The organism is Mucilaginibacter sp. SMC90 (genome assembly GCF_022811725.1).
Classification (GTDB): domain Bacteria; phylum Bacteroidota; class Bacteroidia; order Sphingobacteriales; family Sphingobacteriaceae; genus Mucilaginibacter.
The window spans coordinates 6,382,058-6,397,263 of sequence record NZ_CP094527.1 but is presented as its reverse complement, the minus strand read 5'-3'; the positions used below and the strand labels follow the sequence as shown (position 1 = coordinate 6,397,263).

At 45.3% G+C, this 15,206-nt stretch carries 17 protein-coding genes and 1 pseudogene; 8 read left to right on the top strand and 10 right to left on the bottom strand.

The features are described from left to right. Window positions 1-246 precede the first annotated feature (246 nt). Window positions 247-465 (bottom strand): hypothetical protein, encoded by a 219-nt coding sequence (locus MTO98_RS26375; protein ID WP_243481973.1) that lies wholly within the window; start codon window positions 463-465, stop codon window positions 247-249. A 157-nt stretch (window positions 466-622) separates the two neighbouring features. After that, on the bottom strand, window positions 623-1,228 hold the full coding sequence (locus MTO98_RS26370; protein WP_243481972.1) for a hypothetical protein: 606 nt from the start codon (window positions 1,226-1,228) through the stop codon (window positions 623-625). Window positions 1,229-1,424: 196 nt separating this feature from the next. Between MTO98_RS26370 and MTO98_RS26365 the strand changes: the two genes are divergently transcribed. Next, window positions 1,425-2,147: a PAS domain-containing protein gene (locus tag MTO98_RS26365; RefSeq protein WP_243481971.1), complete on the top strand. Its 723-nt coding sequence runs from the start codon at window positions 1,425-1,427 to the stop codon at window positions 2,145-2,147. Between the two features lie 1,261 nt (window positions 2,148-3,408). On the opposite strand, the pseudogene MTO98_RS34510 reads toward MTO98_RS26365, so the two are convergent. Then, window positions 3,409-3,566: pseudogene (locus tag MTO98_RS34510) on the bottom strand (hexameric tyrosine-coordinated heme protein). Window positions 3,567-4,247: 681 nt separating this feature from the next. Between MTO98_RS34510 and MTO98_RS26355 the strand changes: the two are divergent. Beyond that, window positions 4,248-4,556, top strand: coding sequence for a hypothetical protein (locus MTO98_RS26355; RefSeq protein WP_243481969.1), 309 nt, complete (start codon window positions 4,248-4,250; stop codon window positions 4,554-4,556). A gap of 152 nt (window positions 4,557-4,708) precedes the next feature. On the opposite strand, the gene MTO98_RS26350 is transcribed toward MTO98_RS26355, so the two are convergent. Further along, a complete protein-coding gene (locus MTO98_RS26350) occupies window positions 4,709-5,170 on the bottom strand; it encodes an ABC transporter transmembrane domain-containing protein (protein ID WP_243481968.1) in 462 nt (153 codons plus the stop codon). A 46-nt stretch (window positions 5,171-5,216) separates the two neighbouring features. Continuing rightward, window positions 5,217-5,588: a response regulator gene (locus tag MTO98_RS26345; protein ID WP_243481967.1), complete on the bottom strand. Its 372-nt coding sequence runs from the start codon at window positions 5,586-5,588 to the stop codon at window positions 5,217-5,219. A gap of 250 nt (window positions 5,589-5,838) precedes the next feature. Here MTO98_RS26345 and MTO98_RS26340 point away from each other — a divergent pair, with 250 nt between their 5' ends. Both MTO98_RS26340 and MTO98_RS34505 read left to right on the top strand, forming a co-directional pair. Continuing rightward, window positions 5,839-5,982 carry a hypothetical protein gene (locus MTO98_RS26340; RefSeq protein WP_243481966.1) on the top strand — a complete coding sequence of 48 codons (144 nt, stop codon included), beginning with the start codon at window positions 5,839-5,841 and terminating at the stop codon, window positions 5,980-5,982. A gap of 120 nt (window positions 5,983-6,102) precedes the next feature. Further along, on the top strand, window positions 6,103-6,327 hold the full coding sequence (locus MTO98_RS34505; protein ID WP_371825385.1) for a hypothetical protein: 225 nt from the start codon (window positions 6,103-6,105) through the stop codon (window positions 6,325-6,327). A gap of 422 nt (window positions 6,328-6,749) precedes the next feature. Here MTO98_RS34505 and MTO98_RS26330 read toward each other — a convergent pair whose 3' ends face one another. From MTO98_RS26330 to MTO98_RS26310, 5 genes are read right to left on the bottom strand one after another with little or no spacing between them, the layout of a single operon-like run. Next, a complete protein-coding gene (locus MTO98_RS26330; protein WP_243481965.1) occupies window positions 6,750-7,253 on the bottom strand; it encodes a DUF4142 domain-containing protein in 504 nt (167 codons plus the stop codon). A gap of 11 nt (window positions 7,254-7,264) precedes the next feature. Next, the gene (locus MTO98_RS26325) at window positions 7,265-8,272 is read right to left on the bottom strand and encodes an SDR family oxidoreductase (RefSeq protein WP_243481964.1); all 1,008 of its coding nucleotides are present in this window, start codon (window positions 8,270-8,272) and stop codon (window positions 7,265-7,267) included. A gap of 54 nt (window positions 8,273-8,326) precedes the next feature. Next, window positions 8,327-9,121, bottom strand: a complete 795-nt coding sequence (locus tag MTO98_RS26320) for an SDR family oxidoreductase (protein ID WP_243481963.1) — start codon at window positions 9,119-9,121, stop codon at window positions 8,327-8,329. A gap of 60 nt (window positions 9,122-9,181) precedes the next feature. Next, window positions 9,182-9,970 carry an SDR family oxidoreductase gene (locus MTO98_RS26315; protein WP_243481962.1) on the bottom strand — a complete coding sequence of 263 codons (789 nt, stop codon included), beginning with the start codon at window positions 9,968-9,970 and terminating at the stop codon, window positions 9,182-9,184. Continuing rightward, entirely contained in the window at window positions 9,970-11,178 is a 1,209-nt protein-coding gene (locus MTO98_RS26310) for a zinc-dependent alcohol dehydrogenase (RefSeq protein ID WP_243481961.1), read from the bottom strand. The genes MTO98_RS26315 and MTO98_RS26310 overlap by 1 nt, the downstream gene beginning before the upstream one ends. A 143-nt stretch (window positions 11,179-11,321) precedes the next feature. Between MTO98_RS26310 and MTO98_RS26305 the strand changes: the two genes are divergently transcribed. The 4 genes from MTO98_RS26305 (at window position 11,322) to MTO98_RS26290 (ending at window position 15,203) form a co-directional block, all read left to right on the top strand. Then, a complete protein-coding gene (locus MTO98_RS26305) occupies window positions 11,322-12,869 on the top strand; it encodes an FAD-dependent oxidoreductase (protein WP_243481960.1) in 1,548 nt (515 codons plus the stop codon). Further along, window positions 12,856-13,323, top strand: a complete 468-nt coding sequence (locus tag MTO98_RS26300) for a hypothetical protein (RefSeq protein WP_243481959.1) — start codon at window positions 12,856-12,858, stop codon at window positions 13,321-13,323. The genes MTO98_RS26305 and MTO98_RS26300 overlap by 14 nt, the downstream gene beginning before the upstream one ends. After that, window positions 13,304-14,383, top strand: a complete 1,080-nt coding sequence (locus tag MTO98_RS26295; RefSeq protein ID WP_243481958.1) for a glycoside hydrolase family 130 protein — start codon at window positions 13,304-13,306, stop codon at window positions 14,381-14,383. Before MTO98_RS26300 ends, MTO98_RS26295 begins: the two co-directional genes overlap by 20 nt. Before the next feature lie 82 nt (window positions 14,384-14,465). After that, window positions 14,466-15,203, top strand: a complete 738-nt coding sequence (locus tag MTO98_RS26290) for a DUF3891 family protein (protein WP_243481957.1) — start codon at window positions 14,466-14,468, stop codon at window positions 15,201-15,203. Window positions 15,204-15,206: the final 3 nt, after the last annotated feature.

Here is a 15,206-nt window from a genome sequence, read left to right as displayed (position 1 = left end):
GACTACTTATCTTCGACGCCCATTAATTGAGTAATGGGTACCGATTCAATATTGAATCAAGCTGTAAAACGAGTTCATTGATATCACTTAAATGAATGTTCATCTTAAATGTGAGTTCCGAGCCAATACCAGGAACATCGCAAGCCTTAACTTTTATTTCAGCGAAGCCTTCATATTTAACTTCAAATTCTAACTCTAGGTACCCCATTACGCCATCAAAGACCGCTGTCTTGTCCAGGCCGTACATTAATGAAATAAGTTGCTGCCTAAAGCTATGAAGCTTATTGGTAAAAATTCAGCATGATAGCTGCCCCCTAATGTACATCCCTTAACTGTTATGTCTATATCTAACCACCCTTTATTGGTAACGACTTTAGTAGACTTTTTCGTAAGGCCTTTCACAGTTACACGCACGATGTCATAAGCATCTGTAATCTCAAAGTAAGGAGAACTTTTTTTCTTCATTGCTGCAGTATCAGTCAAAATATTTAATTTCGTGGCACTTCGAATAAGCGGATAGCTTATTCAATTGTGATAAGGTTTAAAGTCTCTTGACAGCGAGTGTTGAGAGACTTTTTCAATATATCGGATTCAGTGACCTTTTAAGTCGAGTGGTTGAAATTCAATTATCTTTAAAGGTAGCTAACAGATTCGTTTTAACTTTATCCATGTCGTTAGCAAGAATAGCGTAAACAGTATCATACTGGCTGCATAAATCGAATATGGCTAAGCTATATTGACCAATTAAGCGCTCTCTATCTTCTTCATCATCACTCGCCTCTCGTATTTTACTCTCGATATCAAGTACTTTTAAATACAACTCATGCGATTTATTGTTAGCAGCAATTAGTTCATCATAGGACAAGGTAACGTTGAAGTAAAGCCCGATGAGGCTGTGTTTCCAGTTGTCGATATTCATTTGCTTTAAGCGAGCATCAGCTTCCTTTAAACTATCAGACATTGACCGATAACTTTTCTCACTGCGTGGTATGTTTCTACCTTTCCATAGCTGCACACTTTTCTTCAGGATAGACATTGTTTCGCCAGTCACATAGTAATAGTTCTCTGCAATCTCGACTTTTTTGTTCCGATACTCCTTACTGAGTTCAATGTTGGATTTACGCTTATCACCTAAGTATGCGAATAAGCCAGTCAAGGCCTGAGTAATTAGAGCGCCTGCAAGACCAGAGAATGCGCTAACAATCAATGTAGTATGTTCCGTCGCCATAAGCTTATTATGATAACTACACTTGACACAAGAAAACGTTTTAATGTTGTATTACAAACCTTAGCTTTCGCACCCGCAGTCCATAATGATTAAAAGTTAATCAGGGAATTGTAATTTAACTATTAATGGGTGTTTAAACGGGTTGTTATAGCTAATAGGAATAATTACCTTGCATTATTATTTGCCGACACCTATCATGAATGACAACATCTTCCATACCTTCGAACTCCTTATCAAGTCCCTTAGCGTAGGGTCACCACTACAAAACATTTTGTTTTACACTTTTATTTTATTGCTTCTATCAATAAATATCTTTTTAATAAGGCGAAAGCGTGATGTATCAACGAATAAACTTGCAGATGCTGATCAGATTAAAATAGACCGAAATACCGCTGAAAAGAAACACCCCGACTATGAACGGCTATATCAACAAAGTAAAGATTTGGAAGCGGAAAATGCTTCTTTAAAAGCTGAACTATTAGCTTTAGGTGAGGAATTAGAATTATCCTACAATAAATCTGATAAGCTTAACGAACAGTTAGTGGACATATTAGCGTGTTTAGACTTAACCATATCGTATGATGAACACTTATGGGACTGGTCGATTGATGTTGCTAACAACCAGCTTACCTTATCTGAATATGGTTTGAGGGTTCGCGGATACCCTCCGGGAACGAAGCTAACTTGGATAGATGCCCTTGATATAATCAGTGATGATTATAGGAAGCAAGTCGAAACAGCTTTAACCATTTCGTTAAATACAGGAGCCGATTTCTCAATGGTCTATAAGATTACGCCGATAAATGGAACTCGTGAAAGATGGGTGAGTTCGTTCGGCAAAATGATCTTCAGAGTTGATGGAACCCCATTAAGATTAAAAGGAAAATTTACGTTTACATATAACGATCAAATGGTGTAAGCCATTAACTATTATCGTCTGCTGCTTTTATTAAAAGGTAACTGATGATTATTCCCTTTAAAATCTCTTGATAGATGTTGCAATGTATCGGATTCAGTAACCTTTTAGAGCGAGTGGTTGGAAGAGCTATTCCCCAATCCTTAAACAGCCAATCAATTGACAGTAGATCTTCATTGTCAAATTCTAACTTTTCTTAAACTTTCACCTTTATAAGGACATTACAAGATCACAAGAAAAATTAGAAGTGCAAGTGTAGGGCGCAGCTCTCGACTCATGTTGGTTGAATTACCTTTATCGCTTTGAAATGGCAGCCAGTAGTTTTTCCTATTTTTATAGTAATGTTACTCTTATAGGGGTCGTTACAAGATTTAAGGAAAAAAAAGAAAAATGCGATAAATGGCCTTAACTTTACTATAAACTCATTAGTTTAACCCGTGCTATCATTACGCACATTTTAGATGACAAGGGTATAGTACATAAGGAAGTTGAAAGAAAATGTGCGGTGTTATGGACGAGGAGTATAGAATGAATTTTTAAGCAAAGTTACGCTTATAGCTGTTGAAGCGTGGCAAGGAACTACGGCATAAACACAATCCAACACACAGGCTATCATTTATTCCGTTCCTCCTTGCACTTGATTGCTATAAGCGTGCATGGGCGTCATAATTCATAATCTCAATTAACAATATGCGCCAAAAGTGCGCCAAAACACCATTAAAACAGCCCTGATTTACGAAACAGAAAGAAAAGTATCAACCAATCGATTAAACGAGAAATTAACAGTTAATTATGTAAAACCTGCATTTTTTGCTTCTAATAGCACTTTTCAGGCATAAAAAAAGCTCCTTAGAGATTTCTAAGAAGCTTTTAAGTGTGGTACCAACTGGGATCGAACCAGTGACACAAGGATTTTCAGTCCTTTCGACGGTCTTTATATATTGCTGTATTTCAATTATTTAGAAGTTTGCTCTTTCTTACTGTAAAACATTTGTAAAACAAAGCACGGTCTCTCCAAACCGATATACAAATATAACAAAAATTAGATTCTTGAGATTTTATTAATCGTCATTTTACTTTTAGCTCAAGCCCGGTTAGGGGATAGCAAATGACTAATGGAATTTGCCTTTCAATTACAACATTTAAATGTATTTTAAAATATTAGATCCAGCGTGGGGGAGGATTGATTCGTATTTTCCACTTAATTCCGGTTTCGCGAGTTAAAAAATCCAATTTCTCGGAAATCCATTCTCATGCACTATCTTTATCTCCAATAATTATTAGCGGCTGCTATAACAGTAAATTCCGTGGCTACTGTTTGCCCGATCGCTATTAGCATTGTGGCGTCTTCGGCGTAAACACTTCTCGTCGTCCGCGTATTTCAGCATCAGGCTGGGTGACTTTAATAATGAGGCGTGCCATTTTTATCGCAAGTTCGCGGCCTTCCTGCGGCGTTGCCGTAATGAGCGTGTTTCCTGGAATTAATTCTACAGTTTCAAACATAATGTGTTCGTTTAAGGTTTTAATTAAGTAAAAGGACTAAACTAATATCTTCATATATTTTGAATGAGGCCGAGCATCAGCCACTTTCGTAAAATAAAGTCGTCTAATTTTATGCCGGTTTTGCAATTGTTTGTATGCCAATATTTTACGTTTGTTATTGCCGATTTAGGGACGGTACACAGTCTTGTATTTATTAAAAAGACGAAATACCGTACCGTAACCCTGTTTATTAACCGCAGTAATACGCAACAGTATCTACATGACATCACTCCATATTTGTTAATCTATTTGCGTCAAGCAATCTGAGAAAATCTAACTTTTGGTCTCAATAAAAATAAACTTTATTCTTTTGATTAGAGACAGGCGGTTAACTATATATGAGTGTAATGAATACTCAATTGAGTGTCAGTATCCCCATAAAAGGGGATTGCAAACCCAAATCATGGTATTTCTTTCCGCTTGGCTCACTGATAATTTTGCCCATCAAAATAAAAGCGTAATCCAGCTTTCTTATAAAAGAAAATAAGCGTTCAGTACGATTATAAGAATAGAACAAAACGCATGAATATTTATCGATAAAAACATTTAAATAATAAACTAATGAAGAATTATCAAAGCCGCACTTTAGGTGCATTTGAAAAAACCTTTTGGTTGCTTGACCAGATTGATTCGAAGGATTTTGCATTGGCCGCGGAAATAGAAGGTTTCGCAACTATAACTAACTGGCAGCAGAATAAACAGGATGGATTGTTTGAGCAGGTTGAGCATGTTTCCCTGGAGAAAAGACAGAAAAGCCACTTTTCGGGCCTTGTACATTTCCAGATCAAAGATGGTTTTGGTCTGGGCGTTCAGGCGCCTGATCTCGGAAAAGGTCAGGCCGAGACTCTTGACCAGTTCGATATTGCGTAGGCTCTCCGTGATGATGCCCGCCTGCGCGTCGGTCTGCCGGTTTGATGGAGCGTTGTACAGTCTTGATGCGCTTGTATAAAAGACCGGTCAGCGACCCCAGCACGATGATCCCCACAAAGAATACCGGCACCAGCAGCCAGTTCTTGCTCAGGCTATAATACAAAAGGAAAGCCACCCCGACCAGCGAAGAAAAAAAGCACCGTAACGAAAGCGTTGATAAAACGCTCGGCATCGGTTTTGACCTTTTGCAATACCGACAGCGTAGTTCCGCTACGGCTTTCCTCATACTTCTGAAAGGAAAGACGTAACGTTTGCTTTAATCCGTCGTTAAAAACCTGCATGCCGAAGCGGGCGACGGTTTTCCTGGTTACAAAGTCCTGCATAGACTTAAAAAGCTTGGAAAGCACCGCCAATCCCAGGGCGATGGCCAGCCAGTATAAAATACCGTGGATCAAACCGCGCTCAGATAAATGATTTTTATTGGTAGCGTATCGGTCGATGATATGCCCGAAGATAACCGGGGCAATCAGTGCCAGTAGCTGTGCCGCGGCCGCGAGTAAAAGTGCCACGGCGATCAGTGCCCGGTAAGGTTTGAGATATTGGAAAATTCCCATACTTTAATAAGTCGAAAGGCCGCGGATTGTTCGCATCATGTTGCCTTTACAGTATGGCCTTTTCTCCGGATACGTATTTGCGTAATACCCGGTACAGGTGCTCCAGATCGAAGGGCTTAGAGAGGTAATCGTTAAAACCGTACCGATCATAGACCTCGTGAATGTTGCTGTTGCAGCTCATGGCCACAACAGGCAAATATGGATAACGCGCCTTGATCTGGCTGCAAAGTTGTTTGCATACCTCACCGTTAAGGCGGTAATCAAGAATAACCACATGTGGCCGCGCCTTTTCGATGATGTCCAGGTAATCGGGGTCTGCTTCCGGCAATGCGTAAACCCTGAAGCCCTCCATCTCCAGCGCAGCATATAATATTTCTAAAACGTCCGGATCTGTTTCTTGTATGACGATCGTTTCCATAGGCATTTTTGGGGTGAAAGAATCCAAAAAAAGAAAGAAACTTTTGCTGTCGGCTGGTTGCTCGTCCTGGGTTCGTATAAGGACAGCAAATGAAATGTATAATTGTTTGTTACAAAACCTTACCCTTAGAATGCTAATAAAGTGCTTACCATCAAATATGGCACTACCAAGGTCATAATCTAAAAATGAGAATTGTTTCCGTATATCCCCAGGGAGTAACACAAAACTGGTGCCTGATGATTATAAATTTATGGAAAATTATCCAATTACGATCAGCAAAGATAAGAAGGTGCATCACTTTGAGGTGGGTGAATATGTGCACCACGAAGAAGATAAATGCAAGTACAGGATATACGAAAACGGCGCGTATGTAGCCAGCTTTACCCCCGGATGATCATGATTTCCTACATATCTGTCAAAATCCGGGAGAGGTGAACGAGGAAATCTTGCACCTGCTGGCCAACCAGATTGAGAAGCACCACCCGCAAGGTATTAATATTAGAAAATTAAAGCAATGAGAAGCATCTGGAAAGGCTCAATCGGGTTTGGCTTAGTCAGCATCCTGATAAAATTGTATTCTGCAATGCAAACCTCGTCATTGGACCTGGACATGCTGGACAGTCGTGACTATGCCCATATTTACAAAGATGCCTTTGGTGATGAAACCCATCTTTTCACCGAACCTGCCCTAATCGATGCTCCGGCAGGTGAACTGCCGGATTGGCAAAACCCGGATTAGCTGGGAAAATTCATATTCAAAGATGGCAGGCTTCACCATTTTGAAGGTCAGGTACTGAGTGTTGCAGAACAAGCCTACCTAGCGGTATTTATTGAAACCTATCAGGAACCGGATATTTAATACTTAAATTAGCACTATAACTAACACGAAATTATATAAATGCGCTAAGTGAGTCCGAAAAGCCGGATGTGATCATGTGATTCCTGGCCAACCGCGAAGCGAGTGGTTGATTATATAGTTGTGTAACCTGGGCAGGATTTACGATGAGATGTACTACAACCAGCTGGACAATAAGATTTTACGTTGCTGTGCATTCAATAATATCAGGGAATTGGGGCATGGCTTATATCTGTTATAATAAGCGCTGATCAATTAAAGGCCCGGTCACCAACGGTGCCGGGCGGATCTGATTGTTTTTTATTTTAATTTAATTTTTCGTCAATTACATTGATCTCCTCGAGGTGATGTTTTAAGGCTGGCAGCATTTGCTGTGCGAAGGCTTTCACATCCGGATCCTTACCTGCCGTGGTATAATTCTGGAATGTTTGGATGGTGTTTTGGTGTCCGCTGACCATGGCATGTACATATAATTTATCAAAATTTGCCCCGGCGTTTTTCAGCATCAGGTCGGGCTGTATGCCTCCGGTTGCGGCAGGCGGTAACACAATGCCTTTGCTTTTGGCAAGTTGCAGAAGTTTTTGTTCGGCTTCCCCGTGATCTTTGACCATCATCTGGCCAAACGATTTTACATCGGGTATCTGGGCTTTTTGTAAGGCCAGGCCACCGGCACTGATCTCCTGTAAATTTTTGATACTGGCCACTATCAGGAAATGTTTAGCCGTAGTGTCCGGGTCAGGCTGCGGAATCTGTGCATTAGCTAGTAATGCCGTCAGGCTGATGAGTGCGATAATGATGAGTCGTTTCATATAGTTTCGGATTAAGGCATACCCACACCACCCGATGAACCATAGATCTGCCCTGTTGCGAAACTGGCATCGGCGGCGGCTAATTGTACATAAATAGAAGCTAATTCTGCGGGTTGCCCGGGCCTGCCGAGCATTGTCCAGCTACCAAACATTTGCTGTTTTTCGGGCTGGGCACCTCCGCTGATCTGTAAAGCTGTCCAGATCGGTCCCGGCGCTACCCCATTCACCCGGATGCCTTTCGGCCCCAGTTGCTTGGCGAGTGATTTGACATAGTTCATAGTCGCAGCTTTAGTTTGCGCATAGGCGTACAAATCGGGTGAAGGGTCATAGGCCTGCTCTGAAGTAGTGCCGATGATCGCCGAGCCAGCTGGCAGATGTGGCAGCGCTTCTTTAATGATCCAGAACGGCGCATAGATGTTAGTTTTCATGGTGGCATCAAATTCCTCGGTAGTCACATCGGTGATTGAGTTGATAGATTGCTGTCTGCCCGCATTGTTGACAATAATATCCAGCCCGCCTAAACCGCTGAGGGCTTTTTGTACAAGTTGCTTGCAGAATTCTTCGCTGCGCAGGTCGCCGGGAATGGCGATGGCTTTACGGCCTTCTTTTCTAATCAGGGCGATGACTTCCTGTGCATCCTGTTCTTCGGTCGGGTAATAATTGATGGCGACGTCCGCGCCTTCGCGGGCATAAGCGATGGCTGCTGCCCGGCCCATGCCGGAATCGCCGCCGGTGATGAGCGCCTTCCTGCCCTGTAAACGGCCGGAACCTTTATAAGTGGTTTCGCCGCAATCGGGCACGGGATCCATTTTGCTTTGCAGGCCGGGCCATGCCTGGGGCTGGCTTTTGAAAGGCGGTTTCGGGTGGAGTTTTGTCGGGTCGCTGATCTTCACGGGGCCGTCGGCTGGTTTAAGGCCCAAGCCGTTACCCGCAAAGGCGGGTGATACAGCCGCGGCGGCGAGAGTTGCGCCAAGCCCGGCGACAACCTGCCGACGGGAAACTTTATGTTCTTCTTTCATTTTATTGTTAATTATTTAATATCTTATAGGTTTTTGTTGATCCAGTTTGTTTGATCAGCCATTAACTACCTCTCCGCCATTTACATGAATCACCTGCCCGGTAATAAAAGATGCATCATCCGAGGCGAGGAATACATAGGCAGGGGCAAGCTCTGAAGGTTGCCCAGCCCGTTTCATGGCAGTTTCGCTGCCGAAAGATTTGATCTTTTCCTCATCGAATGTGGCGACGATCAATGGTGTCCAGACCGGGCCGGGTGCTACTGCATTGACCCGGATCTTTTTTTTAACCACGTTGGTAGCTAACGAACGGGTAAAGCTGGTGATCGCGCCTTTTGTTGAGGAGTAATCGACGAGGTTGGGCGACGAACGGTAGGCCGTGACAGAAGTGGTATTGATGATGCAATCACCTTCGTTCAGGTATTCCAGCGCTTCATTGGCAAAATGGAAATAGGCAAAGATATTGGTGCGGAAAGTATCTTCCAGTTGTTTTTCATTGATAGCTTTAGGATCTTTCTGCGGCAATTGCATACCGGCATTATTCACCAGAATATTCAATTTCCCCAGTTTGGCCACGGTATTCGCTACCGCCTTTTTGCAAAAGGCAGCTTTCTTGACATCGCCTTTGATCAGTAGGCATTTGCGGCCTTCGGCTTCGATGTGTTTTTTGGTGTCTTCGGCATCCACGTCCTCATTCAGGTAAACAATGGCGATGTCCGCACCTTCACGCGCAAAATGAATGCCCACCGCGCGTCCGATACCCGAATCACCACCGGTGATCAGCGCCACCTTATCCTTCAGCTTCTGAGCGCCGAGATAGCTGTCTTTGATATATTCCGGCGCCGGGTCCATTTTTGCTTCGATTCCGGGCTGTCGGTTTTGTTTTGCGGGTGTTTTTGCCATGATTATGTTTTAAGAGTTTTCCACTGGTTTCTGCTGTTCGTAAAGCTGGTGCGCTACCGTGCTGTCCGGCATCAGATTGGCAGCATTTACCTGTACTTTATTTTTAAATCCTGCGATCACACGGTCTTCACCGGCTATGAGCGCTTCATAACCGTCTTTGGCCACATCAGCGGGATCGGCCATAGCTTCTTTATCCCGCACGGCCTTGCTGGATTGCATGCCCGCTTTGTTAAAAAAGTCGGTATCGGTCACACCGGGTAGGAGCGCAGTCAATGTTACGCCGCTGTCTTTGACTTCTTCCCGGACAGCAGAGGTAAAGGATAATACAAAGGCTTTGGTGGCATGGTAAACAGCCTGCCAGGGGCCGGGCAGTTTGCCCGCTACCGAGCCGAGATTCAGTATTTTACCATCGCCGCGGGCGACCATCTCTTTCAGGAAATGCTTGGTCAGGATCACAGTGGCGCAGATGTTCAGGTGCACAATGCCGAGTTCGCGTTCAAGTTCGTTATCAGTGAAAAGGCCGTAAACGCCCTGGCCGGCATCGTTGACCAATACATCGATGGGCGTGGTAATTTCCGCGCACAAGGCTTTAGCCTGCGCCATGTCGGAAAGGTCTTTGGTGATGGTGGTTATTTGTACACCTGAACTTTGCAATTCATTTCTGGTATTGTCCAGTTCACCCTGGTCTCGGGCCACGATGATCAGGTCATATTGATCTTTTGCGAAAAGTTTCGCCAGTTCTTTGCCGATCCCGGTGGTACCACCGGTGATCAGCGCTGTTTTTCTTTGACTTTCCATTAGTTCTCTATTTTAACGGGTTCTTTATTTTCGTTTGGTTTTTGCTGTTCCCAGGGTTTTAACACCACTTTGACGCAGTCCTCTTCCTTTTTATTAAATATGTCATATCCATGGGTGACCTCGCTCAGCGGCAGTGTATGGGTGATAATATCATCCAGCACCACTTTTTCGGTTTTGACCAGTTCGATCAGGTGATCGATATAGTTCAGCACGGGGGCCTGGCCCATTTTAAGCGTAATGCCTTTATCAAATACACGGTGCAGCGGGAAGTTATCGTAAGTGGAACCGTAAACGCCCATAATGGATACCGTACCCATGCGGCGCACGGCCTTAAAAGCCATATCCAGCACTTTCATGCTGCCTACCTCAAAGTTGAAAAGCGCCTTGGCTTTATCCAGCAGGTCGCGCTCTGGCTCAAAACCAACTGCATCGACGCAAACATCGGCACCACGGCCACCGGTCATTTCGCGGATGGCTTCCACCACATCTACTTCATGCGGGTTCAGGGTATCAACATTGTTGACAGCCCTGGCTTTTTCCAGGCGGTAGTTTAGCGGGTCGATGGCGATCACCCGGCTTGCACCATTGATCCAGGCAGCTTTCTGGGCCATCAGGCCCACCGGGCCGGAACCAAAAATGGCCACTACTTCACCGCCTTTCAGCTGCGCCCAATCAATCGCAGACCAGCCAGTAGGAAAAATATCAGTTAGAAATAATACCTGTTCGTCAGTCATGTTATCGGGCACTATGCGCGGACTGATATCAGCATAGGGTACGCGTACGTATTCGGCCTGCCCGCCGGAGTAACCGCCGTACAAGTCGGTATAACCGAACAGGGCCGCACCTTTCTGGTCTGCCATATCGCCGTTCGGGCCGTAATGTTTGTAGTTGGAATTCTCACAGGCCGGTGAGGCTTCATGCTGGCAGAAAAAACAATGCCCGCAGGAGATCGGGAAGGGCACCACTACACGGTCGCCTTTTTTCAGGTTTTTGACGCCCTTGCCGACTTCTTCGACGATACCCATGAATTCATGGCCCATGATCATGGGTTTTGTTTGCGGTACGCCACCGCTCAGGATGTGCAGATCGGAACCGCAGATGGCGGTGGAGGTAACTTTTAAAATAACGTCCGTGTCTTGTTCCAGGCGCGGGTCTTCAACGGTATCGTAACGGATATCGCCGGGTTTGTGGAATACTGCTGCTTTCATGGATAGAAGATTTGATGTGTAAAAACAACAGGCCTGTGGTAGTATGGTTTGCGTGATTTTAAATAAAACTTTATGTTTTTAACTATTTATTAAAATATAAAACTTATGCGTCTGAAGCGGGTTATATTTCTAAAGATTTTTTTATGAAATCAACTTTTCACACACCGATTGCTGACCGGGACGGAAAAATGTTATCGCCCTGGCAAATGACCGGGCAGCCGGCACCTCAAATAGCTGCATCGCCTGCACAGGTAGCAGATTGCCTGATAGTGGGGGGCGGGATCACCGGGCTAACCGCGGCCCTGCTGTTGCAACAGGCGGGTAAAAAAGTTGTACTTGCGGAAGCCCGTAATTCCGGCTTTGGCACCACCGGTGGTACGAGTGCGCACATTAATACTTTTGCGGATACTACTTACCCGGAAGCAGAAAGCGCTTTTGGAGAGGATGGTGCGCAACTTTTCGCGGACGCCATTAAGGAGGGTTTCGGATTGATCAGCTCGAATATCAAAACGTTAAAAATTGATTGCGATTTTGAAAGCAGGCCAGGTTATATCTATGCAGAAAATGAAGATGAGGTCAAACAACTGGACGAAATCTACAAGGGCGCGGTTAAGGTCGGCGTTGCGGTCAGTTATACGGAAGATGTGCCGACGCCCGTGCCTTTTCAAAAGGCCTTGGTTTGGGATGGGCAGGCACAGTTTCATCCGCTGAAATACCTACAGGGATTGCAAATGGCTTTTTTGGCTGCAGGTGGGATAATTCGGGAAAACACGCTAATAACCGGTATTGAAACGGCTGATGGTATTCATATTGCAACTTCGGACACGGATGATATCCGTGCGAAAGCGGTAATCTACGCGACGCATATGCCGCCGAATATTAACCTGTTCAATTTTGAATGCGCGCCTTACCGCAGTTATGTAATGGCGGTAAAACTTAAAAGCGGGAAATACCCGGATGCGCTCATTTATGATACACAGGAGCCTTATCATTATGTCCGTACCCATGTCGTGAATGACGAGGAATTACTGCTGGCCGGGGGCCTGGATCACAAGACCGGTCATGAAGACCCGGAAAAGGCGTTTACGGACCTGGAAAAATATATCCGGAAATATTATAACGTTTCGTCAATAAAATACCGCTGGTCATCGCAATATTATGTACCGGTAGACGGCCTTCCTTATATCGGGCAAATGCCGATGGCTGCTGATGGGATTTTTTGCGCTACCGGCTATAACGGCAATGGAATGATGCTCGGCAGTATTGCTGCCAGGATATTAAGTGACCTTGTGTTAAATAAAGAAAATAAATACGAAAAGCTGTTCAGCCCCTCCCGTATCAAGCCGATGGACAGTTTCAGTGAGTTTGTCAAAGAGAACGCGGATGTCGCCTATCACTTTGTGGCGGACCGCGTCGGTATCCACGAAACAGATTCCTTAAAAAGATTGCAGCCCGGCACGGGCAAGGTGGTCGAGATAGACGGTGAAAAGATTGCGGCTTACCGGGACGATGATGGTGTCATACATGCGCTCAGCCCGGTGTGTACACATGCCGCCTGTGTCGTGAACTGGAACGGTGCCGAAAAGAGCTGGGACTGCCCTTGTCATGGCGCGCGTTACGATATCCGGGGCCATGTATTGACAGGGCCCGCAACCAAAGGTCTGCCAGCTATTAGCTATGATCAGAACTAACGCCATATTAGCTGCAGGTGTAACAGGAACAACTTTCATGACCCTGTTCAGCTACCTGGTCTCGCTGGCCGACGGGGAGAATTTTAGCGAACCAGAGCGCCTCGGGCAGCTGGCAGGCCGCCTGCTGCCCAAAATGGATAAAGCCCAGAGCCGTTCGCTGGGTTGGCTCGGGCACTATGGCGTCGGTTTGCTGTTCGCCATGGTTTACGTCGAACTCTGGCAGCAGGGGAAATTAAGGCCAAACCTGAAAATGGGCCTTTGGCTGGGAGCGCTTAGCGGCCTGTTTGCTGTTGCCATCTGGAAGGCCACTTTTAGACTGCATCCTTTACCACCCTCACTAAGTTTCAATAAATATTATCTCCAGCTGATACCTGCACACCTAATATTTGCGGTCTTTGCCGGCACAGGCTATCAAATCTCACAGAAAATAAACCATGTTACAGTCCATCAATGAATTAGAGCAACGCAAAACTGACCTGGCAAAGAGATTTCCAGAAAATCCTTTGTTGCTCCCTAAAGATCTTAAACCCAGCGCAGACGGGCTCCAGGTGATCAGCCTGCTGAATCCGGGTGTGTTCCGGTTTAAAGAACAAACCTGGCTATTGGTCAGGGTAGCCGAGGGCGTGTCGCAGAAAGAAGGCGCTCTTTTCTTCCCAACACTAAACGCGACGGGAAATACGGAGATCATTGAGGTGCCGCTCAATGATCCGGACCTGATCGCTACGGATGCACGGGTGATCAATTATAAAGGCCTGGATTATCTGACCACAATCTCACACCTTCGTTTGTTATCCAGCGATGACGGCATTCATTTCAGTGAGCCTCAAAGCGATACTGCCATATTCGGACAGGGATATCTGGAGCGGTTCGGTATCGAGGATTGCAGGGTAAGCCAGATTGATGACATCTATTATCTGACGTACACAGCGGTTTCCGATAATGGCGTTGGCGTAGGTTTGCAAACGACAACAGACTGGCAGCATTTTGAGCATCGCGGTATGATACTGGCCCCGCATAATAAGGATTGCGCTGTCTTTGAGGAAAAGATCGCCGGCAAATATTATTGTCTCCACCGTCCAAGCAGCAAAGAGATCGGCGGTAATTACATCTGGCTGGCAGAATCACCTGACGGATTGCATTGGGGAAATCACCAATGCCTCATCAAAACCAGGCCGGGTTTATGGGATAGCGCTCGCGTCGGCGCAGGAGCGTCACCTATCCGTACCGAAAAAGGCTGGTTGGAAATCTATCATGGTGCGAACGCCGAACACCAGTATTGCCTGGGCGCTTTTTTAATGGACATTAACGATCCTTCAAAAATTATTGCCCGCACCACCGACCCCATTATGGTACCAACCGAGGCCTATGAGCTCAGCGGTTTTTTTGGATATGTGGTATTTACCAACGGACACCTAGTGGAGGGTGACTTATTAACCATTTATTATGGTGCGGCAGACGAGTTTGTTTGCGGCGCGCATTTTTCGATCAATGAAATTTTAAGTAAGCTGAGCTAACATAAAATTATGTTGAGATAAACAATATGCCGCCGGTTTTACCTATAGGTTGGTTCGGTATAACTATTAATGCTAAGAAAGGATGATCGTTAATTACACCGAATGCGGCTGGGAAATTATTACTCAGCGCGCACATGGAATGCTGGCAGCGCAGATCGCAGCTCAATGGGAACACGGTATCCGCACGGAACGCTGGACCGAAACTTTGCTGGCCGTCGCTGAGCATGATGATGCTCAGGTGGAACCGGAAGGGAACAATTTGCTGACTCCACAAGGCGGCCCGGTGAATTTTAAGATGAAAGCCTTTGAACAGCGCCATTGTATGCAGACGATAGATTTCGCATTATCAAAAAGCCGCTATATAGCACTTCTTTGCTCGATGCATCTAAGTTTCGTCTACGGGGACAAATGCGCCGGAAATCGCCAGGCTTCGCAATTTTTTAAAGAACAGCTGGCTTTACAGAAAACATGGCGCAGGGAGTTAGGTCTAACGGCTAATGAAGCTGAACGTGATTACCGTCTGCTGGAATGGTGTGACGCATTATCACTGTTACTTTGCCAGCATGATACTCAACCTGACGCACGTTCCATCGAGATCAGCAATGGCCCGGCGGATAAGACTAATTTTCTGATTCAACTGGAAAAGGGTATTCTTACTGTAGAGCCATGGCCATTTGAGACTGACCAATTTGAATTGTACTTTGAAACCCGGCTTATCCCGCAATTAGCATTTAAGGACGCGGCGGCGTTCCGCAGGGAATTCAGGAAAACGGGGGTTAAAGAAAAACGTTGGAAAATTCAAAAAAGAGGGGCCGCCTAATAC